Consider the following 25,330-nt stretch of genomic DNA (forward strand, 5'->3'; position numbering starts at 1 on the left):
CTGGCGAACGTCTCGGAGGCCTGGATCTGGCTTGCAGAGGCACGGCTCCTCCTGCGTCGTCTGACAACCTGATTGTTTTGTCTACACCCTCTCAGGCGACGACGACCGGCGGCCTTCGCCGGGCACGCCACAAGCCGTCGGCCGCGTAGATGCCCAGGGCCAGCCAGATGCAGCCGAAGCCAAGGGCCTGTGCGTGCGTGAACGGCTCGCCGAACAGCAGCACGCCGCAGGCGAGCTGCAGTGTCGGTGCGAGGTATTGCAGGATGCCGACCATCGACAGCGGAATCCGTCGTGCGCCGATCGCGAACAGGACCAGCGGCAGCGCCGTCACCAGGCCGCCGGTGACCAGCAGCACGTCGATGCGAAGCTCGCCGTGGCCGAAGCTGCCGCCGCCGCCGATCTCGCGCCAGAGCAGAAAGGCGGCAGCCGGCAGGAACAGCAGCCCGCTCTCGACCGCCAGACCCTGTACCGCCGGAACCACCGCCAGCTTTCGGATCAGGCCGTAGCTGCCGAACGACAGGGCCAGCGCTAGCGCGATCCACGGCAGGCGCTGCCCCTGCCATGTGAGCCACAGCACGCCGATTGCCGCGACGCCCACCGCGGTCCACTGGGCGGCGTTGAGGCGTTCGCGCAGGATCAGTACGCCCATGAGGACGCTGACCAGCGGATTGATGAAATAGCCGAGGCTGGTTTCGACGATGTGCCCGGCGTTCACCGCCCAGATGTACAGCCACCAGTTCAGCGAGATCAGTGCGGCGCTGGCCGCGAGCATCGCCACCAGCCGCGGCGACAGGCGGCGCAGCCAGCCGAAACCCTCGCGCAGTCCGAGCCACAGCACGACGAACAGCAGGCACCAGACGATGCGGTGGGCCATGATCTGGGCGGCCGGAACCGTCTGCAGCAGTTTCCAGTAGATCGGAAACAGGCCCCAGATCAGATAGGCAGCTGCAGCGGCGGCGAGACCCTGACGCATGAGCGCGGACGGACGCGAACGGAAAAGGCGCGCAGTCTACGACGACGCGCGTCCCCCCGCTGCGGGCTCAGCCTTGAGAGAGTGTCCGCCTCAGCAGGTACAGGCGCAGCAGCGAGGGGCGCGGCTGGTCGGCGGAAGCAGCGTCGAAGGCCGCCATCGCCTCCGGGCCGTTGCCGGACAGCTGCAGGCGGGCCGCCTCCACCTCGGCCGGCGTCGCGGGTCGCAGGCCCACCCAATACACGCACAGGGCGAGGGTCACCAGCAGCGCCGCGGCCCGGCCGCGCGACTGCCCGTGTCGCAGCGCGAGCCGACGGTACCGGCGCTGCGGGCGCATCACCGGAATGCGCGCGCAGTCGTCGTTCGCGGGTGCCGAGGTCGTCAGCCGGTCGGCGAGCGGGTGAGGGGTAGGCGATTCCATCGCGTGTGATCGTGGGGCAACGCCGGGAATGTGCGGCGCGCGACGGGGAGGTGTCTTCCATGTATCGGCATGAGCGGTCGCCAGCCGCCGCCGAACGGTCGACCGTACCGGAGCGCGGCGTAGAATCGAGCCGATGAGCACCGACGTCCGTTTTCTCGATTCGCCGCTGGGCTGGCCGCTGCAGCACTGGGATGTCGATCCGCAGTCCGGCCTGCTGCCCGGCCGGCACGAGTCGCTGCTGCGCCAGCGCCCGGAAAAGTATTCGGAGATGGTGCAGGGCGTGACCAGCTTCGGCATCTATCTGATCGACCGTTCCGGGGTGATCCGCAGTTGGAACCGCGGCGCAGAGAACATCACCGGCTACTCACGTGACGACGTCGTCGGAGAGTCGTTCCAGACACTGTTCGTCGACGAGGACGTGAGGGCCGGCGTGCCGCGGCGCACGCTCGAGTTTGCGCGCGCGAACCGCCATGCGCGCGACGAGCAGCGGCGCGGGCGGGCCGGCGGTGCGCACTTCACCGCGCAGACGACACTGGATGCGCTGCGCGCCGACAGCGGCGAGCTGCTGGGCTTCGTCGAGGTGTTCCAGGACATCACCGAAGCCAAGCAGCGGGAGGAGCGCCTCTACCAGCGTGCGACGCGCGATCCGCTGACCGGCGTTGCCAATCGCGGACATTTCAGCGAGATGGGTACGCTGGAGATCGAACGCGCGCGCCGCTTTGCGGAGCCGCTGTCGCTGCTGCTGATGGACATCGACCACTTCAAGCGCGTCAACGACACCCACGGACACGAAACCGGCGACCGCGTGATCCAGCGGCTGGCCGCGACCTGTGCCAGCCATCTGCGACGGATCGATCTCGTCGCCCGCCTCGGCGGCGAGGAGTTCGCGGTATTGCTACCGCGCGCCAACAAGGAACCGGCGACGGAGATGGCCCAGCGGCTGCGGCGGCTGATCGCCGAGCAGCGCGTGGCCATCGACGGCGGCAGGGAGATCGCGTTCACCGTCAGTATCGGTCTGGCCTCGCTGCGCCCGACGACGCGCGATCTCGCCGAGTTGCTCCGCAACGCGGATGCGGCGCTGTACAAGGCCAAGCGCGAGGGCCGCAACCGCGTCGAGGTATGGTTCGAGTGACGGGAGCGGCATTGGCTGGCGGAAAGCCGCCTTGCCTACTCGCCTGTCTCGGCCATCCGTGGCGCGACTGCGTACCTCTCCGAGCGCCCTGCCCGGCGTTTGCTTAGGTCGTCGTGACATTGAGTCACGACTCGCTGGAGCAAACGCTCCTTGGCCGGGCGTTCGAGACCGCAGACGATGCCAGTACGGCGCACATCCTGTGCGCCGCCCTTTGGGCGCCTGCGGCGTGCCCCTTCGGCTCCTGCCTACCGGGTCAAGGCATCGTCAAAGCGCGGTCTCTCACCCGCCGATCGACTGGTAGTACTGCATCAGGATCTTCGCCACCTCGGGCCGCGAGAATTCCGGCGGCGGGGCAATGCCCTGGCCGAGCATCTCGCGCACCTTGGTGCCGGAGAGATTGATGAAGTCCTCGGGCGTGTGGTCCGGCGCCTCGCGCATCATCACGACCTTGCCGAGCTTCTTGCTCCACGCCGTGTTGTCGGCGCCGAAGATCTGAATCTTCAGCGCGCCGGCCGGCACCTGCTCGAAGATGGTCTGCGCGTCGAACGGGCCGTAGTAGCTGCCGACGCCGGCGTGGTCGCGGCCGACGATCAGGTGCGTGGCGCCCATGTTCTGGCGGAACACCGCGTGCAGCACGGCCTCGCGCGGGCCGGCATAGAGCATGTCGAAGCCGTAGCCGGTGACCATCACCGTGTTCGGTTCGAAGTAGACCTCGACCATCTTGCGGATGCAGGCGTCGCGCACGTCGGCCGGGATGTCGCCCGGCTTGAGCTTGCCGAGCAGCATGTGGATGACGATGCCGTCGGCGTTGAGGCGTTCCTTGGCCATGCGGCATAGCTCTTCGTGCGCGCGGTGCATCGGGTTGCGCGTCTGGAAGGCGACGACGGTGTTCCAGCCGCGCGACTTGATCTCGTCGCGGATCTGCACGGCGGTGCGGAAGGTGTCGGGAAACTCGGCCGGGAAGTAGCTGTAGTTCAGCACCTGGATCGCGCCGGACAGCAGCGTGTTGCCCTGACCCGTGAAGGTCGTGACGCCCGGATGCTTGGGATCGAGCGTGCCGAAGATCTTCTCGGCCATGAGCTGGATCTGCGCATCGGACACGGCCTCGACTGCGGCGACGTCCATCACCGCGAGCACCGGACTGCCGTCGACGTTGGGGTCGCGCAGCGCGATGCGGCTGCCGGCCTTGATCGAGTCGTCCTTCGTCAGGTTGACGATCGGCACCGGCCAGAACAGGCCGGACGTCGTCTTCATCGACTCGGCGACCGACAGCGCGTCCGCAAGATTCATGTAGCCGGTCAGCGGGTTGAAATAGCCGGCGCCGAGCATCACCGCGTTGGCTGCGGCAGCGGAACTGACCAGCAGCGACGGCAGCTTCTCCGCCTCGGCCTGCAGCTTGGCGCGGGCGGCGTCGTCGGCGACATAGAGGGGATTCAGGGAGTCGGAGCCGTGCGGGGCGATCATGTCGGGAACCGTCAGGTGCGGGTGAATGGAGGGACTGCGAGGGGCAGGATAACGCGGGCCGGCGCCGGTGCCACGTCCGGACGCATGAGCTGGCGTCTCAGCCGCCGATCTCGTTCGCGCTGGCGATGATGCGGCCGACCAGGCCGTAGTCCTTCGCTTCCTGTGCGCTCATCCAGTAGTCGCGCTCGGTGTCCTGCTGGATGCGCTCCAGCGGCTGGCCGGTCTCGCGCGCGAAAATCTCGTTGAGGCGACCGCGCATGCGCACGATCTCCTTGGCCATGATCGCGATGTCGCTGGCCGTGCCGCCAGCGCCGCCGGACGGCTGATGCAGCATGAAGCGGGTGTTCGGCAGCGACAGGCGATTCTCGCGCTTGGCGGCGGCGTAGATCAGCGCCCCGGCGCTGGCGACCCAGCCGGTGCCGATGATGCGTACCGGCGGCGCCACGAACTTGATCATGTCGTGGATCGTGTCGCCGGACTCGACATGCCCGCCCTGGCTGTTGATGTAGACGGTGATCGGCTCGTCCGAATCGGCGGCCAGCGCCAGCAGGCGCGCGCTGAACACCTCGGCGACCTTCTGGTTGATGGCGCCGTAGATCAGGATGGTGCGTGCCTTGAACAGGCGCTCCTCGAGCGCCCGCGAGCGCGCGGCCTTGGCGTCGTCGTCTTTCTCGGCGTTGTGGAACGGGTCGATGGGCATGGTCGGTCGGGCCGCATCCGGCGGCGGGCGTCGTGGTTGGGGAGCCCGGATTCTACCCGGCCCGGCTCTTCCCGGTCTGCGGGCGCCTCAGTCGGCCGGCACCGTGCGTTCGCGCGCCCAGGCGCGCAGCGCCTCGATCGGCTCGGCCATGACCACCGACAGCGGGCGGGTGCGGCGCAGCTCGTCGAGCACCAGCGCGGTATCCAGCGCCGCACCGCTGCCGGCGGCCTCGTACATCGCGCCGACGATGGCCTGCTCGATCTCGGCGCCCGAAAAGCCGTGCGCGACGGCGGCCAGCGATGCGAGGTCGAACTGCTCCGGCGCATGGCCGCGCCGCTGCAGGTGGATGCGGAAGATCTCGCTGCGGACCTCGGGCGACGGCAGGTCGACGAAGAAGATCTCGTCGAAGCGCCCCTTGCGCAGCAGCTCCGGCGGCAGGCGCTGTACGTCGTTCGCGGTCGCGGCGAGAAAGACCGGCGCGCCGCTGCGCGGACCGCGCTCGCTCATCCACGTCAGCAGGGTGCCGAGCACGCGACGCGAAACGCCGCCGTCGGCGTGGTCGGCCGAGGTCGAGATGCCTTTCTCGATCTCGTCGAGCCACAGCACGCAGGGCGCCAGTTGCTCGGCGAGCCTGAGCGCGTCGCGCAGGTTGCGTTCGGACTCGCCGCTCCACTTGCTGTACAGCGCGCCGAAGTCCATGCGCAGCAGCGGCAGGTGCCAGCTGCCGGCAATCGCCTTGCAGGCCAAGCTCTTGCCGGCGCCCTGGACGCCGAGCAACAGCACGCCCTTGGGCGGATCGAGTTGCGGATGTTCGCCGCGGAACGCGCCACGCCGGCGGTCCAGCCAGTGCTTGAGCGCCGCCAGGCCGGCGACGTCGGAAAGGGATTCGCAGTCGAGTTCGAGCTGCAGCAGACCGTCCTGTCCCAGCGCCTCGTGCTTGCGCTTGAGCACCCGGGCGATGTCGGCGCGGGTCAGCGCGCCGTCGTCGCGGATCGCCTTGCGGATCAGGCGACGCGCGTCATCCAGCGGCAGACCGACGAGATGCTGTAGCAGCATCGTCACCGCTTCGGCCTCGCCGCGGATCTTGTTGTCGAGCCGCGGCTCGGCCTCCCAGGCACGGATCTCGTCGCGCAGCAGCGCCTTGAGCTGGTCGCCGTCCGGCAGCGGCAGGTCGAAGCGTGCGCTCATGCGCTGCAGCTCCGGCGGCAGCGTCACCCGGTGACCGACGAACACCAGCGTGCGGGCGCGCTGGGCGTGCGCGAGTGCGATCTGCTTGACGCGGCGCTGCGCAGCCGGGTCTTCCAGAAACGGATGGGCATCGCAGAGCACGTAGACTCCGATCGACAGCGAGGCCTCGATATACCGCAGCGCATCGGGGAGTGCGCGCGTGTCCTGCGCATGCGGGCCGTCGACGTTCGCCGTACCGCGGCCCTGCAGCCCGTCGGCGACGCTCCACTGGTACAGCGGCCACTGCTCCTGGCCGCAGACGCGATCGAGCAGGCCGAGCAGGCGTGCCTCCTCCTGGGTCTCGACGACGATGATCGGGAAGCGCGAATGCAGCAGCAGTTGCAGGTCGTGCAGGTCGTTCACGGTCGAGGTGCGAAGGTGGACGCAGACGCCTAGTGTAGAGCCTCCGCACCGGCATGCTACGCGTAGAGTAGAACCATGAACGTTCTGGTCGGCGGTGGCAGCGGCTTCATCGGCACGGCGTTGTGTCACGCGCTGCTCGCCCGCGGCGATGCGGTGACGGTGCTGACGCGCGACGTCGCGCATGCGCGTGCGCGATTGCCTGTGGCCGTACGTTGCATCGACGACCTCGCGCAGGCCGGGCCGACGGATGCCGTCGTCAACCTGGCGGGCGAAAACCTCGGTGTCGGGCGCTGGACCGCGGCGCGCAAGCGGCGCTTCGTCGAGAGCCGCGTGCAGGCCACGCGCCGGCTCGTCGACTGGATGCAGGCCGGCGAGCGTCCGAAGGTCCTGGTGTCGGGATCGGCGATCGGCTGGTACGGCGCGCGCGGTGACGACGAACTCGGCGAAAACGCGGCGCCAGGCGAGCCCAAGGACTTCGGCGCCCGCCTGTGTCGTGCCTGGGAGGCGGAGGCGCTGCAGGCCGAGGCGCTGGGCGTGCGCACCTGCGTTCTGCGTACCGGCATCGTGCTCGGGCGCGATGGCGGCTCCCTGCAGCAGATGCTGCTGCCGTTCCGCCTCGGACTCGGCGGTGTCATGGGCCGCGGCGAACAATGGATGTCGTGGATTCATCGCGACGATCTGGTGGGCCTGATCCTGTGGCTGATCGACACCCCGCAGGCGCAGGGCGCGTACAACGGCACGGCGCCCACGCCGGTGCGTCACCGCGAGTTCGTGCGCACGCTTGCGCGCACCCTGCGGCGTCCGGCGGTGGTGCCCCTTCCGGCGCCGGCGCTCAGGCTCCTGCTCGGCGAGATGGCGGGACTGGTGCTCGACGGGCAGCGCGTCGTGCCGCGGCGGGCGTTGCGTGGCGGCTACCCGTTCCGCTATCCCGACCTGTCGTCAGCGCTCGCTGCGATCTTGTGCAAGAAGACCGCGTAAGGCACGCGCCTGTGCGCTGATGGCGGCACGCTCGTCCGCGGTCTTGCGGTGCAGATTGCGCAACTGCATCTTCAAGCGCGGATGCGCGGCGAAGCGCTCGGCATGGCGGTCCAGAAAGTCCCAGTACAGCGTCGTTTACGGACAGGCCGCATCCCCGGTGGCCCGCGCGGGGTTGTAGCGGCAGCCGGCGCAGTGGTTGGACATGCGCTCGATGTACTTGCCGCTGGCGACGTAGGGCTTGGACGCGATCACGCCACCATCGGCGAACTGGCTCATGCCCAGCGTGTTGGGTGCCTCCACCCATTCGACCGCATCGACATAGACCGCCAGATACCACTCGTGGACGGCGCGCGGGCGTACGCCGAGCAGCAGTGCGAACAGGCCGGTGACCATCAGGCGCTGGATGTGGTGTGCGTAGCCGAGGCGCAGGGTCTGGCCGATCGCGTCGCGCAGGCAGGCCATCTCGGTCTGCCCGGTCCAGTAGAACGCGGGCAGCGGCTGCTGCGCGCCGAGCGCATTGTCGTCCAGATGGTCCGGCATGCGCGCGAAGTAGAGGCCGCGTACGTACTCGCGCCAGCCGAGGACCTGGCGGACGAAGCCCTCCACGGATTCGATCGGCGCATCGCCGGCCTCGAAGGCGTGGATCGCTGCCTCACAGACCTCGCGCGGGTTCAGCAGTTTGAGATTGAGCGCGCAGGCCAGCCGCGAATGGTAGAGCCACGGCGTGCCGGCCCACATTGCGTCCTGCCAGCGACCGAACTGCGGCAGGCGGTGGACGATGAAGTCATCGAGGGCTTCGAGCGCCTCGTCGCGCGTCAGCGGCCAGTCGAACGCCGCGGTCTGTCCGGGCTGTGCGGCGTACGCGCGTTCGACCCACGCCAGCACCTCGCGCGTGATCGCATCGGGCACGAAGCGCTGCGGAGCCGGCAACGGACCGGGGCCGTCGGAGGCGAAGCTGCCCCGGTTGTCGCTGTCGTAGTTCCAGCGCCCGCCCACTGGTTCGTCACCGGCCATCAGCCAGCCGGTGCGTTTTCGCATCCAGCGGTAGAAGTGCTCCAGCCGTGGCTGCCTGCGGCCGCGCATCCATCCGGCGAACGCATCGGAGCTGCACAGGAAGTGCGTGTCGGCGCGCCAGTCGAGCCGGCAGCCGGCATCGGATACCACCGTGCGCAGCGCCGCATGCAGGCGGTACTCGCCGGGTTCGACGATGATCACGCACTGCGGACGCAGTGCCTCGAGCTGCGCCGCGAGCGCCTCGGCAAGCGTCTCGTACGCATGCGCGCCGCTCGCGAGGTAGTCGACCGGCCAGCCCCGCGCGAGCAGTGCCTCGCGAAAATGCCGCATGGCGGAGAGAAAGACGGCGATGCGTGCCTTGTGCGACCACACGTAGCGGCTCTCCGCCGGCGCCTCGCACATCCACACGCGGTCCCGTTCGGGCTCGAAGCCGGAGAACGCGGCGCCGTCCAGATCGAGCTGGTCGCCGAGCACGACGACCAGATTGCGCAGCGTGCCCGCAGCGCGCCCGCTCATGCGGTCCTCTCCCGGGCGCGCAACTTCGTCCGATGCCTCGTGCCGCGTCGCGGGTTGCGACAGAAGCATCCTGCCGCCGATGCTTTGAGCGTTTCCTGTGCCATGCCGCCCTCTACGGACTCCGGCTCCCGACGGTTGCGTACCGCGCGCGCCGCAAGTCCATTAGAATCCGCCGCACGCGCCCGTAGCTCAGCTGGATAGAGTACTTCCCTCCGAAGGAAGGGGTCAGAGGTTCGAATCCTCTCGGGCGCGCCAAATCAACGGCTTACGGCGCGCAGCTCACCGCCTTCACGGAGCCGCCCTTCGAAGCTCCGGGCCGGGATCGCCTTCCCGCGACTCCAGCAGGTGGCGGATGTTGCGGAGGGCCTTGTACGGCCCTTGCACCGACAGCGCATTCATCAGCCAGTCCGGCACCGGGCCGCCGGGGTCGGCGTGAATCTCGGTGGTGATGTGGACGCCGGCTGCGTCACCGCGCTCGATGGTCCAGACGCCGTCGGCGTGCGTCACGCGCACGCGCCCCGCGATTTCCGGCAGCACGCCGTCCATCACGCTGGCGCGAATCTGCGCGCGCGATCGATCGGCATCGACGGACCAGATCCGCCGCAGCACCATGTCGCGGTCGCTGACCGGCCACGGCAGGTCGTTGTGGATGTAGGCCACGTCCTCGGTCTCGGATACCCGGCGAACGATGGATGCCTCGGCGCACAGCTCGTCCCAGCGTGGTCGCTGGCTGGCGTCCAGCAGCAGCGCAACCGCGTCCTCGAACGCCGCATCGACCGCGACTTCGGCCTTCACGGCCCGAACGCTGGAGCCCTCGACCGCGCGGCTGTAGACGTGAATGCCGTCCTCGCTCTTTTCCGGACGCCAGCCTCCGGTGTCACCTTCGCCGCAGGCGCACATCGAAGCCAGCAGCGCGCTCAGCGCGGCGCAGGCTCGGAACAGGCGTTGTCGAAAGCCGGTCGCCATGCGGGGTCAGAAGCGATAACCGAGTTCGATCTCGTAGGTCGCATCCAGGTAGGCGCCGCCGAAATGAGTGCCACGGAAGCCGGGCGAGTCCTGTGCGGCGGCCAGCGACTGCCGACCCGTCACGTTGTCGCCGAACAGCGTCACGTGCCAGGTGTCGTCATGTGACTTGATACCGAGCTGCACGCCGTAGGTGGTGCCGGCGACGCGGACGTCGATCGGATCGAGATCGGTCGCCAGCGCGACCTCGGAGGTGTAACTCGCGGTCACGCCGATCCGCGTGAGAAACGGCCAGTTGAACGGCGCGCCCTCCCAGCCGGCGGTAAAGGTCGCCTTGACATCGGGCACCAGCCGCAGGCGTCTGCCGGTCAGATCGCAAGGTGGTGGGCGGGTGTCCTCGGCGGTACAAGCAGCCCGGTTGAACTCGGAATACTCCGCATGCGTCAGCGCGCCGTTGAGTCCCAGCAGGATGCCATACGGCGTCATCAGCATGCCCTCGTATTCGAGGCCATAGATCTCCGCCGAGGCCGCGTTCTCGACGACATAGGCCACGCCGTTGAACGTCGACACCTAAAGGTCTTCGAAGTCGGTGTAGAACAGCGAGGCGTTCAGACGTGCCGCGCCGCCCAGCCATTCCGATTTGGCGCCGAGCTCCCAGGTGAGCGCCTCTTCGTCCTCGAACTCCAGGCCGATGTCGTTCACCGGCTGTCCGGTGAAGCCGCCCGACTTGTAGCCCTGTGCGACGGTGAAGTAGGCCATCGCGGCATCGTCGAAGTCGTACTGCAGCGAAAGTTTCGGAATCAAGTTGAACGTCTTGCGTTCGCGCTGCGCCTCGAACTGGGTTGCGCCGGTGATGATGAACGGGAAGATCAGGGACCCCAGCGGGCTCGGCCCCAAGCAGTAGTTGCCCAGCGGCGGCAGCGCCCCGAGCACCGACAGATCGATCGGCAGCAACTGTTCGCAGGCGTCGCCCGTGATGACGGCATTGCCTTCGACACCGGTGCGGTTGTTGAGCAAGCGGTGCGAGACGTCGAGCGACTTGACTTCGTAGTTCAGTCTGCCGCCGACGGTTGCCGACCAGCGATCGCTGAAATGCCAGGTAGCCTGACCGAAGAGCGCCACGCTGTCGGTCAGCTGATCGAAGCGCGTGAACTCGGTTTCGACCGGTGTCGGTCCGCCTTCCAGCGTTTGCCGCGCCTGGATCAGCTCGCCGGCCAGGCGCCCACTCACGGCGTCGTTGAGCGCGAGGTCCTGGCAGCTCTGCGGGTCCGGTGTCTGCAGGCACAGGATGCGCTCCAGCTCGCCGGTGACCTGCAGCAGTTCGGTCAGCATCAGGAACTCGCGGATGTAGTAGTCGGCCTGCAGGTCCGAGCGCATGTAGAACAGGCCGCCGACGAACTCGAACTCGCCGGGCGGTGAGGTGATGCGCAGTTCCTGGCTGTACTGTTGGAGCGCCTCGTCGTTGTCGAGAATCAGGAAGGGGATCGGCGAGAAATCGGCATCCATCCGGACCTTTTCGTCCAGCCACGTGTAGTTGGTGATGCTGGTGAGAACGTAGTCGCCGTCCAGGGTCCAGTCCGCCTTGAGCGTCGCGTCATAGGCGTCCCGGGCGACGCGGCCCTGGCTGTTCTTCGCGGTCAGTTCGTCGAAGGGATCGGCCGAGGTGCGGGGATCGAACACCTGCATCGCCGCCAGATGACGGTCGCGAGCGCGGATCAGCTGGCTGCCTTCCCCGTGCTGTCTGATGATGCCCGCGTTCAGGATCAGGTCGACACTGAGCGCGTCGGTCGCTTCCCAGAGGAAGCGCAGGCGTCCGGCCTGCGTGTCGTGGTTCTCCTCGTCGATGCCGATGGTCGTGTTGTACACGCTGCCGTCACGCGTCTCGCTCAGCACCGCGGCACGCCACGTCAGCGTCTCGGTGATCGGTCCGGTGGCCGTGAGGCGGACTCGCTGCTGATCGAGATCGCCCAGCAGCACATCGCCCTTGAAGCCGAACTCCGACTCCGGCATCGCGGTGCGAAAGTGGATGGCGCCGGCAGACGCGTTCTTGCCGAACAGCGTGCCCTGCGGGCCGCGCAGGACTTCGATGCCGGCAAGGTCGAGGGTCGCCTGATTGATGTACGACGCACGGCCGTAGTAGACATCATCGATCAGGATCGCGACCGACTGTTCGAAACCGCGGTTGTAGCTGGACCCCAGGCCACGCATGTAGATGCTGGGGAATGACGTCGTCGCGAACACGTCGAGGTTGGGGACATAGGTCGCGACCTCGTTCATGTCGCCCATGTTCTTGTCGACGATGTCGTCGCCGCTGATCGCGGTCACCGACAGCGGCACGGACTGGATGTTCTCCTCGCGCTTCTGCGCGGTGACGACGATCTCCTCGAGGGTGGCACGGCGCGGTGGTGCTGGAACTTCCGGCTGTTGCACGGCAGTGGGCACCGGAATGACATCGAGCAGGACTTCGTCCTTTGGTGCGGCGTTCGCGGTTTGGCCTGCTGAAGGTTCGGATGCGCGATCCCGAACGGCCTGTTCGTTCTTGCGGGGCGGCTCGTCCTGCGATGGGGGCTCGCCGAGCAGGCTGTCGAGATCGGAATCCCAGTCCGCCTGATCCTGCGCGTGTGCCGGCATTGCAGCGATGAGCGCACCTGCGAACAGGAGCCGGGCGGCGGCGCGCGCGAGCTGCGTGGATGCATCCGGGTCGGGTGCCGCGGCCGGCACGCGTGAAGACGGCAGCATGTGCTCTCCCCCTGCTGTGTTCTGAATGGCCTGTGGCTGCGACAGCAGAGACCCGCTCCGCTGCGGGCCTCGCACAGGGCTCTGCTCAGCGCTGAACGTGCGTGCGTTCGGCGGCGTTTCTGCTCATCCGGATTCCTGCGGCGACCGGCCGTGAACGTCGCGGACCGTCGGCGATTTTTCGACAGACCTGAAATCCGGGGCCGTGCCGAGCAGCAGGTCGCCGAGGCCCGTCGACACGCCCCACCACAGGGTCTCGTTGCGGTAGTGATGCAGGCGATGCATGCGCTGGCGTCGGCGGTAGTACTCGACCGGCGGGGCCCACGTGGTGTGGCCGATGAAATGGCAGAACTCGTAGTGCAGCGACAAGGCGAAGAACATCGCCAGGGCGCCGGTTGCCAGCTCCACGGTCGGGAGCAGTCCGTACGCCAGCACGAACAACAAGGGCACCACCACCGGAAACACTTCCTTGTTGATCGTGATGTCGCGCAGGTCCGCCGGATCGGCGTGATGGGCGCGATGCGTGCGTCCCACCTTGAGATCGAAGGTTCTGCCGAACAGCCGGAACGGCTTCATGTGCAGCAGGTACGCGTGGATCAGCCACTCCAGCACCGGCCAGAAGGCCAGGATGCTCAGCGGTGCGATCAGGTGCGCGGGACGCCAGTTGCCTTGCGCGAACCGCCATCCGATTAGGCCGACGACGAGCGTCGTCAGAATCTTCGGACTCGTGTACCGGTAGAACGCGCGGACGAACTCGCCGGCGGTCGTCGGGTTCATCGGTTCGGGCGCGCGCGGCGTCCGATCAGCCGGATCGCCATTCGCGGAAAGGCCGTGGTCACGGCGCACGGCGCGACTCCGGCGGACCATCCTTCGGGGCGGTCTGGGCGTGCTGCTCGTACAGATCGAGGAATTGGTAGATCGCGTTGCTGCTGCCGTCGATGTACTCGCGCGCGCACTCCATCGCGCCGCCGCGATCGCCTTGCCGCACCATGACCGCAAGTTTGCGGAAGGCGCCCAGCTTCTGCAGGTCGCGCCCCAGCATCTTCGTCAGCAGGTCCCAGATCGGCTCGTAGGTCTTGCGCAGCGAGTTGAATGCCAGGCGATAGGCAATGTTGCCGCTGCCGTCGACCAGCACTTCCCAGAACTCGAACGCGAGTCGCTGCAGCTCGGCAGGCGCGACGGCGACCACCATGGCGTCGACGATGGCGTCGAGCCGGTCGGCAGTGCTTGGACCGCCGTGGACCGCCGCGTCGCCGGCAATCTCCGGCGAGAGCACCTGGCGCATGCGCACGATGCTGCGGGCCACGTCGACCTGGATCCGTCCCTGCCGGTCGAACAGCAGGCTCGGCAGCAGGTCGGCGCCCGCTTCGATGCGGTAGTCGAGCACGGTCGTCGTGCCGCCGTGCTTCACCTCCACCATGCGCGCCTGCTGCAGGCGCTTGATCGCTTCGCGCACGGCATTGCGGCTCACGCCCAGCATTTCCGAGAGCAGGCGTTCGGACGGCAGTTCCTCGCCGGCCTTCAGCTCCCGGCTGACGATGCGGTTGCACAGCTGCTCGAACACTTCGTCCGACACCGACCGCTTGCTGATCGCCTGAAACATCGCGTCCTCCGAAACAGTGAACATATCCTACCAGTCAACCAGGTAAGACAACAAGCCGACTCACTCGCCGAGAGCCGTGATCCGATGACAGCTCCGTTATCCCAATCAATGTTTAACGACAAGCAATTGTTAATAATGGAATTACGTCGGTATCGCCGATGCGCCCGTTCGCCAGATCAATCATCGAAGGAGAGCGCTCTCAGGGATTGACACCACCAGCTTCCTCGATAGACTGGTAGGACCAGTCACGGCGCCCGGATCGGCGCCGGACAGCGGAAGAGCCAACGTCCATGGAAAACCTCGGCAACGACAAGCTGGTGCTCTACGCCATCCCGCTCTTCCTGTTCATGGTGGGACTGGAGGCCTGGATCTCCACGCGCAGGCAGCGCGGCTGGTACCAGCGTGAAGATGCATTTGCATCGCTGTCGATGGGGGTGGGCAACGTCGTCATCAGCGGCGCCCTGAAAGCCTTCTGGCTCGGTCTTTTCGTCTGGCTGTACCAGTACCGCGTGTTCGACCTCGACCTGCACTCGGCCTGGGTCTGGATCGGCGGTCTGTTCCTGCAGGACTTCTGCTTCTACTGGTACCACCGTTCCAGCCACCGCATCCGCCTGCTGTGGGCCGCGCACGAGAATCATCATTCCAGCAGGTTCTTCAACTTCACCACGGCACTGCGGCAGTCGTGGACCACGCCGCTGTACAGCGCGTCGTTCTTCCTGCCGATGGCGCTGCTGGGCTTTCACCCGCTGATGATCCTGACGTATCAGGCGATCAGCCTGATCTACCAGTTCTTCCTGCACACCGAGAGCGTCGACCGTCTCGGCCCGATCGAGTGGGCGATGAACACGCCTTCGCATCACCGCGTGCATCACGGCCGCAATCCCGAGTACATCGACTGCAACTACGCCGGCATCTTCATCATCTGGGACCGCCTGTTCGGCAGCTTCGTACCGGAGAAGGCGCGCGTCGACTTCGGCCTGGTCGGCGAACACCCCGGCTACAACCCGCTGCACATCGCCGTTCACCATTTCGTTCTTATTGCCCGCGATCTGCGTCAGGCGCGCAGTTCCGGCGACGTGCTGGGCATCCTGTTCCGCGGGCCCGAATGGTGGAAGGCGCGCCAGCTGGCCGGCCCGCTGCCGGCCGCCGCTGCGAATCCGCCGGTGGGCCCGGTGTGAGCGCTGGCAGTCTGGTTGCCGCCTCGGATGCCGGACTCGCCGTGGTGGCGATCTGGGTCGGCGTTCGGTTCGCGCAGACTGATCTGCCTCGGCCGCAACGCATGCTCGCCGCTGGCGGTGCGCTGCTGATTGCCGCGGCTGCTGCCGTCGGATGCCTGCGATTCGCCGGACTCGACGAGCTGCGCGAGCTGCACGTGGCGCTGTCGAACCAGGGCGCCATCATCGGCCTGCCGGCGATGCTCGTTGCCGTCTCGTGGAGCTGGCTCGACGGACAACTGCCCGGCGCTGCGTTGACCGCCGCTGTCGCGATCCTGCTGACCGGTCTGGCGTGGGCTCAGCTGCGCCCGGTCGCAGGCGCGGTGTCGTTCCTGCTGGTGCTGACGAGGCTCATGGTGTCGCGCGATCGTAGCGTCGTTCCCGTGCTGATGCTGGCAACGCTGGGCGGCCTGGCATGGCTCGCGAGCACCCGGAGCCTGGGGGCCGACGGGCGCCTGGTCCTGCTGCATGCTGCGCTCGCCGTGCTGCTGCTGCTGACGCTGCAGGCCTTGCCGCCGGCATCGCTGCGGCGCTCGCCGGTCAAGGCCTGATGAGGGGCGCGGTGACTTCCAGCCCGGGTACGCAGAGCGTGCCGTTCTCGACGAAGCCGCCGAGCAGGCGGCCGGGTTCGTCGATGAGGCGGCGATAACGCGAGCGGTGATTGCGGAAGCTGTCGCGGCTGACGACCAAGGCACCAAGGCGACGCGCCAGCCGCAGCAGCTGCCGGTCGGCAGGAATGCCCTTCGCCGTCTGCAGCGCCTGCCCCGTCTGCAGCAGCGTCGCGTAAACCCCGTGCTCCGTTTCCGGCAGCCGGTGGGGTGTGCTGGCATCGAAGATCATCTTCACGTCGTGTCCGCGCTGGCGCAGCGCTTCGGCTAGCGCGGCGGGCAGTTCGATGGACGGAGGCCGCCCCAGCCAGTAGGCCACGTTGAGCCCGTCGATCAGCACCGGTTTCGGATCCGGAGGCAGGATCATCGCGTCCCGCACCGCCCGGCGATGACGCGGGTAAGCTTCGGCACAGAGCGGCGGCGCGCGGTCGTCGCAGGATCAGGACAGACTCCGCGGCGATGAGCACCGACAGCAACGCATTGAGGTTCCCCTACGACGAGGCGCCGGTTCCCGGCGCCGTGCAGACGATTGCCGATGGCGTGCTGTGGCTGCGCATGCCGCTGCCGTTCTCGCTCGACCATATCAACGTATGGGCGCTGCGCGACGAAGAAGGCTGGACGCTCGTGGACACCGGCATGCAGAGCCGGGCGACGGCGAAGGCCTGGGACGAGGCGTTCGCCGGACCGCTCGGCGGCCTGCCGGTCACGCGCGTGATCTGCACGCACATGCATCCGGATCACATCGGCATGGCCGGCTGGCTGACGCGAAGGTTCTCCTGCCGCCTGTGGATCACGCGGCTCGAATACATCATCTGTCGGATGCTGGTTGCGGACACCGGGCGCGAGGCGCCGGCCGACGCGCTGGCGTTCTACCGGGCGGCGGGCTGGGATCAGCGCGCGATCGAACACTACAAGGCCCGCTTCGGTGACTTCGGTCGCGGCATCTACGCGCTGCCGGACAGCTATCGCCGTGTGCAGCACGGCGAGGTGCTCACGATCGGCGGCCGGCAATGGCGCGCCGTCGTCGGCATGGGGCATTCGCCGGAGCATCTGTGCCTGCATTGCCCCGAGCTCGGGCTGATGATCTCCGGCGATCAGGTATTGCCGGGGATCAGTTCGAACGTCTCGGTATTTCCGACCGAGCCTGAGGCGGACCCGCTCGGCGACTGGCTGTCGTCGCTGGCAGCGGTCAAGGCGTCGATCCCCGACGACGTGCTCGTGCTGCCGGCCCACAACCTGCCGTTTCGCGGCCTGCACGCGCGGCTCGATGCGCTGATCGGTGGCCACGAGCAGTCGCTGGAGAAACTGCGTGCCGCGCTCGACGAGCCCCGTCGCGCGATCGATGTCTTCGAGGCGCTGTACCGGCGGCCGATCGACGGCGAGCTGCTGGGCCTGGCGACCGGGGAAGCGCTCGCGCATCTCAACTACCTGTGGGCCCGCGGCCAGATTGTCCGCGAGCGCGCGGCAGACGGCGTCGACCGCTATCGCACCGTCCAGTAAAAGAGCGGCGCAGGCTCAGTCGTCAGAGCCGGTCTTCGACGTGCCGCTGGCGCCTGCTTCGAGACGTGCACGCGCTTCCTTCTTGCCGATACCGCGCAACTCGGCGATGGCCGCGAGCTGACGGGCGCGAGGCCTGGCCTTCTCGTGCTCCCAGTTGTAGACCGACTGGCCGCTGACACCGATCAGTTGACCCATCTCGTCGGCCGTCAGCCCTAGGCGTTCGCGCAGCGTGCGAAAGCCCTTGGCGACAAAACGGATGTTGGGGCCTTCCTCGCTTTCGGGTTTGGCGGCGGCCTCGGATTTCGAACGCCGCTGCACGGCGCCGATCTGCTTTTCGAGCGCAGCGACCTGGCGCTTGAGCTCGGCGATCTGGTGCCGTTGCGCAGTGGCCGCCGCACGCAGCGGCGCAAAGTGTTGCCGGGCAACCTTGTTGGACAGTCGCGTGATTTCGCTCTTGAGCAAGCCTGCAATATCGGCCATGGAGAAGTTAGGGTGGGGAAATGCGCGGCTATTATGCCTGATCCGCGATAACGCGTCCCGCAGTCAAGATTTCTTGCGTCCTGATTTGCGTGTCGGCGGCGCTTGACTTGGAATTTCAGTGCGGCAACCGCAGCCCGATTTCCGTGGGGCGATCGCCGTCGACGGCGCGCACGATCAGCTGCATCTCGCCCAGGCGCAGCCGGTCACCGATCACCGGATGCGGGAGGTGCTTGCGGACGAGGTCGGCCAGAGAACCTTCGCCGGCGTCGTCCGGAAGCGCCAGTCCGTAGGCGTCGCACAGATCCTTGAGCGCGATGTCGGCACTGACGACAAACTCGCCGAAGTAGCGTCGTGCATCGACGCCGGCGGGTTCCTGGGCCGTTTCGAACAGGCGGTCCAGGGACTGCAGCTGGGATTGCGGCGTCAGCAGGGAAATGTAGTCGCCCGCAACGAGCGTGCCCCATTCGCGGTAGCTGAGCAGCCGCCCCTTGCGCGCAATGCAGATGATGCGCGACAGCTCGGGCAGCACGAGGTCCTTCGGTCGCATGCCGACCAGCCGGCTGTTGCGGGCCAGGCGATAGCTCACCACCTCGAAACCGCGCTGTCCGGGAAGGTCGATGTCGACGCGGTGGATGCGTGCCGATGTCGCCGGAACCTGAAGGCCGAGCAGGCGCGCGGCTGCCGCGATGGTCGACCCCTGCACGATCAGCGAGACGAGGACGATGAAGAACGCCACGTTGAAAAACAGTTGCGCGCTCTCGAGGCCGGCGAGCCACGGATAGGTCGCGAGCACGATCGGCACCGAACCGCGCAGGCCGACCCAGGCCACGTAGATCTGTTCGCGGGCCGGAAACCGGAACGGCAGCAGGCACAGCCAGACGGCGAGCGGCCGGGCGAAGACGATCAGCACGGCCGAGATCAGCAGGCCGGGCACGATCAGCGAGGCCAGCTGGTGCGGAGACACCAGCAGGCCGAGAATCACGAACATGCCGATCTGGCTCATCCACGCGATGCCGTCGTGGAAGCGGCGGATGCCGGCCGCCGACCGGATCGCGCGGTTGCCGAGAAACAGGCCGGCGAGATACACCGCCAGAAAACCGCTGCCGCCCGCCAGTGCCGCGAGGCCGAAGATCAGCAGACCGCCGAACAGCGCGAGCAAGGGGTACAAGGAATCGCCGAGCGTCAGCCGATTGATCGACGAAACCAGCAGCCAGCCGCCGGCGAGGCCGAACGCCGCGCCCACCGCGGCCTGCTGCAGCAGCATCGCCAGTGCCTCGGTCAGGCCGAAGGTTTCGGGCGCCTGCAGGTACAGGATCAGCGCCAGTGTCAGAAACACCGCCATCGGGTCGTTGGTGCCGGACTCGATCTCCAGGGTCGAGGCCACGCGCTGGTTGAGCGATACCGCATTGGTGTGCAGCAGCGAGAACACCGCGGCAGCATCGGTGGAGCCGACGATCGCGCCGATCAGCAGGCCCTCCGCGGGCTCGAGGCCGAGCACCCAGGCCGCGAAGCCGCCGACGATCAGCGTGGTCGCCAGCACGCCGACCGAGGCCAGCGTCACGGCCGGGCGCAGGCCGACGCGAAAGCTCGACAGACTCGTGCGCATACCTCCGTCGAACAGCACGACCGCAAGGGCTGCCGTGGCGGCCAGATTGGCCAGCGAATAGTTGTCGAAGCGGATGCCGCCGGGGCCGTCCTCGCCCGCGAGCATGCCGATCACGAGGAACACGAGCAGCAACGGAACGCCCAGGCGCGGCGTGATCACCGTTGCCAGGATGCTGACCATGAACAGCAGTCCGGCTAGGAAAATCAGCTGATTGGTCAGTTCCATGCAAACGATTGTAGCGAGCGGTTCGGGGCGCTAGGCGCTATGCCGGGGCTGCCGCTATACTTGCGCCCCTTTTCTCGCCGGCACGTCCCAGTAGGAGCGCACCCGTGGATCACAAAGACCACGACAAGGTTTTCTTTGCGAACTTCGGTGTCGTCATGGCGGCCCTGTTCGGCATCTTCTTCATCTGCATCATCGCGGCGTCGATGATCAGCAGCGAGGAGGAGCCCGATCCGGCCGCGATCGCACTGGTCGAGGAGCGGATCCGCCCGGTCGCCAAGGCCGTGACCGATCCTGACGCCCTGATCAAGGTGAGCGCCGCCGCTGCCCAACGCGAACCCTTGAGCGGTGCGCAGCTCAACACCCAGCTCTGCGCGGGCTGCCACTCGGCCGGCGTGCTCGGTGCCCCCAAGACCGGTGACGGTGCGGCCTGGGCACAGCGCCGCGACGCCGCCGGCGGCATCGACGGACTGGTGTCGGCAGTGATCAACGGCAAGGGGGCGATGCCGCCCAAGGCCGGAGACCCGAGCCTGTCGGAAGACGAGATCCGCGGCGCCGTCGAGTTCATGCTCAAGGAAGCAGGGATCTGAGACGAACTGTCGTCGCAAGAAGGCCGGCCTCGCCGGCCTTTTTTGTGGGCGGCAGACGGCGATGCACCGAAGTGGTGCGCTCCCGGGGGCAGATTGTCATCGCCTCCGGCGCGCTTGGTCACGAAGCGCGGGTCACGGAGCCGGCGAATGTCCGGCGCGATCTCGCCAACAGCGCCGGTATCGCCACGGTTGCCGGGCTGCGCCGGGGCCGGCGACTGAGGGCTTCCCCCCAGAACTTGGCATGCCGCTTGCGATCAGGCAGCGGGGCCGCGGGAGAGCGCTAGACATCCGCGGAGTCATCCAAACTTCAAAGAGGCTTTCCAATGACATTCAAGCGTTCGGTTCTGAGCGCCGCGGTTCTCGGCGCGAGCGTGTTCTCCGGCAGCGCCCTTGCCGAGCTGAGCGGCAACGTGGGGGTTGTCAGCGAGTACCTGTTCCGTGGTCTGCCGCAGAGCGGCGGCGCCGCCGTCCAGGGCGGTCTGGACTACGCCAGCGAGTCGGGCTTCTACGCCGGCACCTGGGCATCGACCATCAACTTCGCCGGCGCGACCGGCAGCGCAGCGGAAGTCGACTTCTACGCCGGTTTCGGCGGCGAGGCCGGCAGCATCGGCTACGACCTGGGTGCGATCTACTACTGGTACTCGGAAGAAGAGGAAGGCGGCGCGTCGCCCGACCCGTCGAACAACACGATCGAGGTGTACGGCTCGCTGTCGTTCGGACCGGCCACCCTGGGCCTCTACTACAGCCTCGCCGACTACTTCGCGGTGACTGACGAGGGCGTGATGTATCCGTACCTCGACCTGTCGTTCCCGATGTCGGACAAGCTGAGCCTCGACCTGCACGTCGGTCAGCAGACCTTCGAAGAGGACGGCATCGAAGACGTCGTCGACTACAGCATCGGCGTGTCGGCGGACGCCGGCAACGGCTTCGCGATGGGTCTGGCCTTCGTCGCCACCGACATCGACGACGACGATCCTAAGCTCGTGATCAGCGGCAGCTACGGCTTCGACCTGTAAGCCTCGACACCGTCGTCAGCAGTACCCGAAGGGCCGCCTGGTGCGGCCCTTCTTCTTTTGGGGCGCCTGGCCCTACACCGGCGTGCGGTCCATTTCGCGGTAGCGCAAGGCCTCGGCGGCGTGCTGGGCGCCCGTCCGCTCGCTGTTGTCGAGGTCGGCCAGCGTGCGCGCGACGCGCAGGCAGCGATGGTAGGAGCGCGCCGTGAGCAGGTGCCGTGCAAGCGCGGTCTGCAGCAGCGCGGCGGCCGTGTCGTCGGGAGCGGCGTGCCGTTCCAGGGCCTTGCCGTGCAACTGCGCGTTGGGCACGCCCTGCCGGTCGAGCTGGCGGCTGCGCGCGGCGATCACGCGCTCGCGCACCGTCGTGCTGCTCTCGGCGGTCGCGGTCCGGTCGGCGAGTTGCGCGGCATCGACCCGGGGAACGAACAGCTGCAGGTCGATACGGTCCAGCAGCGGTCCGGAAATCCTTCCGCGATAGCGCTGCACCTGGTCCGGCGTGCATCGGCACTTGCCCGAGGGGTCGCCGAGCCAACCGCAGGGGCAGGGATTCATCGCCGCGACGAGCTGGAAGCGTGCCGGGAACTCGGCTTGCCGGGCCGCGCGCGACACCGTGATCCGTCCGCTTTCCAGCGGCTCGCGCAGCACTTCGAGGCTGCGGCGCTCGTACTCCGGCAGTTCGTCGAGAAACAGCACGCCGCGATGTGCGAGCGTGATCTCTCCGGGGCGCGGCTGGCCGCCGCCGCCGACCAGGGCGACGCCGGACGCGGTGTGATGGGGCGCGCGAAACGGCCGTCGCCCCCAGTCGGCCGCGTCGAAGCCACCGTGTGCGATGGACGCGACCGCGGCGACTTCGAGCGATTCTTCGGCGGTAAGGGGCGGCAGGATGCCCGGCAGTCGTCGTGCAAGCATCGACTTGCCGGCGCCGGGCGATCCGACCAGCAGCAGCGAGTGTTCGCCGGCGGCGGCGATTTCCAGTGCACGGCGGGCCTGCGGCTGCCCGCGCACATCGGCCAGGTCCGGCTCGTCCACCGCCGGCGCTTTCGGTGCGCTCGCCGCGATTGCTGCGGGACCGCCCTCGTGCAGCGCTGCGCACAGTGCGGCGAGGGTCTGCGCCGGCAGTACCCGGGCCTGCGGCGCGAGCGCTGCTTCGTCGGCGCAGGCCGCGGGCACCAGCAGCGCCCGTCCCGCCTGCGTCGCCTTGAGCGCCGCCGGCAGCACGCCGGGCACCGGTCGCAGTTCGCCGGACAGCGAGAGCTCGCCGAGCACCTCGACCGCCTGCAGCGGTGCCGCCGGCACCTGCTCGGAGGCAACCAGGATGCCGAGCGCGATGGCGAGGTCGAAGCGGCTGCCTTCCTTGGGCAGGTCGGCGGGCGCGAGGTTGCAGGTGATGCGCTGCACCGGGAAGCGGTAGCCGCAGGTGGTGATCGCCGCCTTGACCCGGTCCTTGGCCTCGCGCACGGCGGCCTCGGGCAGGCCGACGATGTTCAGCCCCGGCAGCCCCGGGGCCAGATGAACCTCGACGGTCACCAAGTCCGCGGTCAGTCCGTTCTGCGCGCGCGACAGCAGCATCGCCAACTGCGCCATGCCCGCCTTCCTCCCTTGGTCGTGCGGCTACGCCGTCCTGCGAACGTCGCGGCGGCCGCTTCGAGGATCGGCAAGCCCACAGGCAGCGTCAAGCGCTTACGGTGCGCGCTCCGTGTGCCGGCTCTCGAGTTCGGCGAGTCGCTGCTCGAGAACGCTGAGTCTGGCCTGGGTCCGCGCCAGCAATTCGGCCTGGATGTCGAAGCGCTCCCGCGAGACCAGATCCCAGTTCTCGAGGTTGGCGCGCAGCACCGCGCGGAAATTGTCCTCGAGTTCGCGGCGCAGGCCGCTGAGGCTTTGCGGCAGCAGCTGCGCGAGCTTGCCGGCGAGATCTTCGAACTGTCGGGGGTCGGCCATCAGGCGCGCAGTTTTACGGGCTCGCCGGCCGCGATTCAAGCATCGTGTCGTCCGCGGCCGTCCCGGACGGTTTGGCGCACTGCATCGGTGCGCGCGCCGCCACATTTGTGTGCGCCCGCCGCCGAGGGCGCTTGCCGTGGGCGTTTTCCCCACTGGCACGCTCCGTGCTTTCACCCACTCCGACCGCCGGAGTCAGAGGCTCCTCTGGCGGAAGCCAGCTTTCCGACTCAGGAGTGATGTCCATGAAATTGATTGCAGCCATCATCAAGCCGTTCAAGCTGGACGAGGTGCGCGAAGCGCTCTCGGATATCGGCGTGGCCGGCATCACGGTGACGGAGGTCAAGGGGTTCGGTCGTCAGAAGGGACACACCGAGCTCTATCGCGGTGCCGAGTACGTGGTGGATTTCCTGCCCAAGGTCAAGATCGAGGTCGCCGTCGGCGACGACAAGCTCGACGCCGCGATCGACGCCATCACCAAGGCCGCCCACACCGGAAAGATCGGTGACGGGAAGATTTTCGTCTTCACCCTTGACCAAGCCATCCGTATCCGTACGGGTGAGACCGGCAAGGACGCACTGTAAACAGGGGAGTGTCCGAAATGATGCGTAAAACTCTCAGCGCCCTTGCGCTGGCTCTGTGCTTCGGCCTTGCGCCCGCGTGGGCCCAGGACGAGGCGATGACGGAACCGGCGGTCGAAGCCGTCGAGACCATGGAGACCATGGCGGTCGAGGAACCGGTGGCGGTCGAAGAGGCCGTCGTCGAGGAAGCGGTCGCCGAAGAGGCTGCCGAAGAGGAAGTGAGCCTCGAACAGAAGACCGCCGAGCTGGCCTACGCGCTCGACACCTTCTACTTCCTGGTCATGGGCGCCTTCGTCATGTGGATGGCGGCGGGCTTCGCGATGCTCGAGTCGGGGCTCGTGCGTTCGAAGAACACGGCCGAGATCCTCACCAAGAACATCGGCCTGTTCGCGATCGCTTCGGTGATGTACATGGTCGTCGGCTACCAGATCATGTATCCGGGCGAGGCGATGAGTCCGTACTTCCCGGGCTTCGGTGGACTGCTCGGCAGCAGCGACAACGACGTGGCGTCGGTGATGTCCGGTGATTCGTACTACTCGGGCCTGTCGGACTTCTTCTTCCAGGTCGTGTTCGTCGCCACCGCGATGTCCATCGTCTCCGGTGCGGTCGCCGAGCGCATGAAGCTCGTGTCGTTCTTCATCTTCGCGGTCTTCATGACCGGCTTCATCTACCCGCTGCAGGGCTTCTGGAAGTGGGGCGGCGGCTTCCTCGACGCAGCCGGCTTCCTCGACTTCGCCGGTTCGGGCGTCGTGCATCTCACCGGTGCGACCGCGGCCCTGGCCGGCGTCATCCTGCTCGGTGCGCGCAAGGGCAAGTACGGGCCGGACGGCAAGATCAACCCGATTCCGGGTGCGAACCTACCGCTGTCCACGCTCGGCACCTTCATCCTGTGGCTCGGCTGGTTCGGCTTCAACGGCGGTTCGGAGCTGATGATCTCCAACGTCGGTGAGGCCAACGCGGTCTCCCTGGTGCTGGTGAACACCAACATGGGCGCTTCCGGCGGCCTGATCGCCGCGATGCTCACCTCGCTGGTGCTGTTCAAGAAGACCGACCTGACGATGGTGCTCAACGGCGCCCTCGCCGGCCTGGTCGCGATCACCGCCGAGCCGCTGACGCCGACGCCGCTTGCGGCCACGCTGATCGGTGCGGTCGGTGGCGTGATCGTGGTGTTCTCGATCCTGGGTCTGGACAAGCTGAAGATCGACGATCCGGTCGGTGCGATCTCGGTCCACGGCGTGGTCGGCATGTGGGGCCTGCTGGCGGTGCCGCTGACCAACAGCGACGCCACCTTCACGGCGCAGCTGCTGGGTCTGTTCACGATCTTGGTCTTCGTCTTCGTCGCCGCCTTCATCGTGTGGCTGATCATCAAGCTCATCATCGGCATCCGCGTCAGCCCCGAAGAAGAAGACGAGGGCACGGATATCTCGCAGTGCGGACTCGAGGCTTACCCCGAGTTCACCAAGTAAACGTCTAGTCGGAGTTCTCCTCCGGTGG

At 67.5% G+C, this 25,330-nt stretch carries 22 protein-coding genes, 1 tRNA gene and 2 pseudogenes; 10 read left to right on the forward strand and 15 right to left on the reverse strand.

The window, feature by feature from the left end; translation table 11 throughout:
- Window positions 1-91 precede the first annotated feature (91 nt).
- A complete protein-coding gene (gene rarD / locus C8D93_RS19365) occupies window positions 92-973 on the reverse strand; it encodes an EamA family transporter RarD (protein ID WP_110266896.1) in 882 nt (293 codons plus the stop codon).
- A 67-nt stretch (window positions 974-1,040) separates the two neighbouring features.
- On the reverse strand, window positions 1,041-1,391 hold the full coding sequence (locus tag C8D93_RS19370) for a hypothetical protein (RefSeq protein WP_110266897.1): 351 nt from the start codon (window positions 1,389-1,391) through the stop codon (window positions 1,041-1,043).
- A gap of 133 nt (window positions 1,392-1,524) precedes the next feature.
- Between C8D93_RS19370 and C8D93_RS19375 the strand changes: the two genes are divergently transcribed.
- The gene (locus tag C8D93_RS19375; protein WP_110266898.1) at window positions 1,525-2,523 is read left to right on the forward strand and encodes a GGDEF domain-containing protein; all 999 of its coding nucleotides are present in this window, start codon (window positions 1,525-1,527) and stop codon (window positions 2,521-2,523) included.
- A 279-nt stretch (window positions 2,524-2,802) separates the two neighbouring features.
- Here C8D93_RS19375 and sat read toward each other — a convergent pair whose 3' ends face one another.
- The 3 genes from sat to C8D93_RS19390 all read right to left on the reverse strand — a co-directional run bounded on the left by sat (window position 2,803) and on the right by C8D93_RS19390 (window position 6,277).
- Complete coding sequence (gene sat, locus C8D93_RS19380) at window positions 2,803-3,987, reverse strand: sulfate adenylyltransferase (protein WP_110266899.1); 1,185 nt, start codon at window positions 3,985-3,987, stop codon at window positions 2,803-2,805.
- Between the two features lie 97 nt (window positions 3,988-4,084).
- Entirely contained in the window at window positions 4,085-4,687 is a 603-nt protein-coding gene (locus C8D93_RS19385; protein WP_110266900.1) for an ATP-dependent Clp protease proteolytic subunit, read from the reverse strand.
- An 87-nt stretch (window positions 4,688-4,774) separates the two neighbouring features.
- Window positions 4,775-6,277: a Ycf46 family AAA ATPase gene (locus tag C8D93_RS19390; protein WP_211307435.1), complete on the reverse strand. Its 1,503-nt coding sequence runs from the start codon at window positions 6,275-6,277 to the stop codon at window positions 4,775-4,777.
- A 75-nt stretch (window positions 6,278-6,352) separates the two neighbouring features.
- Here C8D93_RS19390 and C8D93_RS19395 point away from each other — a divergent pair, with 75 nt between their 5' ends.
- Window positions 6,353-7,255, forward strand: a complete 903-nt coding sequence (locus tag C8D93_RS19395) for a TIGR01777 family oxidoreductase (protein ID WP_110266902.1) — start codon at window positions 6,353-6,355, stop codon at window positions 7,253-7,255.
- Here the strand turns inward: C8D93_RS19395 and C8D93_RS19400 are convergent.
- Window positions 7,217-8,785, reverse strand: a pseudogene (locus C8D93_RS19400) (cryptochrome/photolyase family protein). The gene C8D93_RS19395 and the pseudogene C8D93_RS19400 overlap by 39 nt on opposite strands.
- Window positions 8,786-8,963: 178 nt before the next feature.
- Here C8D93_RS19400 and C8D93_RS19405 point away from each other — a divergent pair.
- A tRNA-Arg gene (locus C8D93_RS19405) sits at window positions 8,964-9,040 on the forward strand.
- 33 nt (window positions 9,041-9,073) lie between these two features.
- Here the strand turns inward: C8D93_RS19405 and C8D93_RS19410 are convergent.
- From C8D93_RS19410 to C8D93_RS19430, 4 genes and pseudogenes are all read right to left on the reverse strand, one after another.
- Window positions 9,074-9,751, reverse strand: a complete 678-nt coding sequence (locus C8D93_RS19410; RefSeq protein ID WP_110266903.1) for an START domain-containing protein — start codon at window positions 9,749-9,751, stop codon at window positions 9,074-9,076.
- Between the two features lie 6 nt (window positions 9,752-9,757).
- Window positions 9,758-12,487: pseudogene (locus tag C8D93_RS19420) on the reverse strand (TonB-dependent receptor).
- A 123-nt stretch (window positions 12,488-12,610) separates the two neighbouring features.
- Window positions 12,611-13,261: a sterol desaturase family protein gene (locus tag C8D93_RS19425; protein ID WP_170124135.1), complete on the reverse strand. Its 651-nt coding sequence runs from the start codon at window positions 13,259-13,261 to the stop codon at window positions 12,611-12,613.
- A gap of 58 nt (window positions 13,262-13,319) precedes the next feature.
- Complete coding sequence (locus C8D93_RS19430; RefSeq protein WP_170124136.1) at window positions 13,320-14,087, reverse strand: FadR/GntR family transcriptional regulator; 768 nt, start codon at window positions 14,085-14,087, stop codon at window positions 13,320-13,322.
- 290 nt (window positions 14,088-14,377) lie between these two features.
- Here C8D93_RS19430 and C8D93_RS19435 point away from each other — a divergent pair, with 290 nt between their 5' ends.
- Together C8D93_RS19435 and C8D93_RS19440 are read left to right on the forward strand one after the other, a co-directional pair.
- Entirely contained in the window at window positions 14,378-15,265 is an 888-nt protein-coding gene (locus C8D93_RS19435) for a sterol desaturase family protein (RefSeq protein ID WP_110266908.1), read from the forward strand.
- Window positions 15,262-15,852 carry a hypothetical protein gene (locus C8D93_RS19440; RefSeq protein ID WP_110266909.1) on the forward strand — a complete coding sequence of 197 codons (591 nt, stop codon included), beginning with the start codon at window positions 15,262-15,264 and terminating at the stop codon, window positions 15,850-15,852. The genes C8D93_RS19435 and C8D93_RS19440 overlap by 4 nt, the downstream gene beginning before the upstream one ends.
- Here the strand turns inward: C8D93_RS19440 and C8D93_RS19445 are convergent.
- Complete coding sequence (locus C8D93_RS19445; protein ID WP_170124137.1) at window positions 15,842-16,249, reverse strand: NYN domain-containing protein; 408 nt, start codon at window positions 16,247-16,249, stop codon at window positions 15,842-15,844. The two genes, C8D93_RS19440 and C8D93_RS19445, sit on opposite strands and share 11 nt — an antisense overlap.
- A 119-nt stretch (window positions 16,250-16,368) precedes the next feature.
- Between C8D93_RS19445 and C8D93_RS19450 the strand changes: the two genes are divergently transcribed.
- Window positions 16,369-17,409, forward strand: a complete 1,041-nt coding sequence (locus C8D93_RS19450; protein WP_170124138.1) for an MBL fold metallo-hydrolase — start codon at window positions 16,369-16,371, stop codon at window positions 17,407-17,409.
- A 15-nt stretch (window positions 17,410-17,424) separates the two neighbouring features.
- Here the strand turns inward: C8D93_RS19450 and C8D93_RS19455 are convergent, their stop codons facing one another.
- Window positions 17,425-17,871, reverse strand: coding sequence for a helix-turn-helix domain-containing protein (locus C8D93_RS19455; protein WP_170124139.1), 447 nt, complete (start codon window positions 17,869-17,871; stop codon window positions 17,425-17,427).
- Window positions 17,872-18,004: 133 nt separating this feature from the next.
- Complete coding sequence (locus C8D93_RS19460) at window positions 18,005-19,720, reverse strand: potassium/proton antiporter (protein WP_110266912.1); 1,716 nt, start codon at window positions 19,718-19,720, stop codon at window positions 18,005-18,007.
- A 104-nt stretch (window positions 19,721-19,824) separates the two neighbouring features.
- Here C8D93_RS19460 and C8D93_RS19465 point away from each other — a divergent pair, with 104 nt between their 5' ends.
- Together C8D93_RS19465 and C8D93_RS19470 are read left to right on the forward strand one after the other, a co-directional pair.
- A complete protein-coding gene (locus tag C8D93_RS19465; protein WP_110266913.1) occupies window positions 19,825-20,307 on the forward strand; it encodes a c-type cytochrome in 483 nt (160 codons plus the stop codon).
- Window positions 20,308-20,630: 323 nt separating this feature from the next.
- Window positions 20,631-21,323 carry a TorF family putative porin gene (locus C8D93_RS19470; RefSeq protein ID WP_110266914.1) on the forward strand — a complete coding sequence of 231 codons (693 nt, stop codon included), beginning with the start codon at window positions 20,631-20,633 and terminating at the stop codon, window positions 21,321-21,323.
- Window positions 21,324-21,395: 72 nt separating this feature from the next.
- Here C8D93_RS19470 and C8D93_RS19475 read toward each other — a convergent pair whose 3' ends face one another.
- Window positions 21,396-22,904 (reverse strand): YifB family Mg chelatase-like AAA ATPase, encoded by a 1,509-nt coding sequence (locus tag C8D93_RS19475; protein ID WP_110266915.1) that lies wholly within the window; start codon window positions 22,902-22,904, stop codon window positions 21,396-21,398.
- Window positions 22,905-23,000: 96 nt separating this feature from the next.
- Complete coding sequence (locus C8D93_RS19480; protein WP_110266916.1) at window positions 23,001-23,258, reverse strand: accessory factor UbiK family protein; 258 nt, start codon at window positions 23,256-23,258, stop codon at window positions 23,001-23,003.
- A gap of 242 nt (window positions 23,259-23,500) precedes the next feature.
- On the opposite strand from C8D93_RS19480, the gene glnK reads away from it, so the two are divergent.
- Window positions 23,501-23,839: a P-II family nitrogen regulator gene (glnK, locus tag C8D93_RS19485; protein ID WP_110266929.1), complete on the forward strand. Its 339-nt coding sequence runs from the start codon at window positions 23,501-23,503 to the stop codon at window positions 23,837-23,839.
- 278 nt (window positions 23,840-24,117) lie between these two features.
- Window positions 24,118-25,302 carry an ammonium transporter AmtB gene (locus tag C8D93_RS19490; protein WP_380732835.1) on the forward strand — a complete coding sequence of 395 codons (1,185 nt, stop codon included), beginning with the start codon at window positions 24,118-24,120 and terminating at the stop codon, window positions 25,300-25,302.
- The last annotated feature ends 28 nt before the right edge of the window (window positions 25,303-25,330 follow it).

This window comes from Sinimarinibacterium flocculans, from assembly GCF_003201205.1.
Classification (GTDB): Bacteria; Pseudomonadota; Gammaproteobacteria; order Nevskiales; family Nevskiaceae; genus Solimonas; species Solimonas flocculans.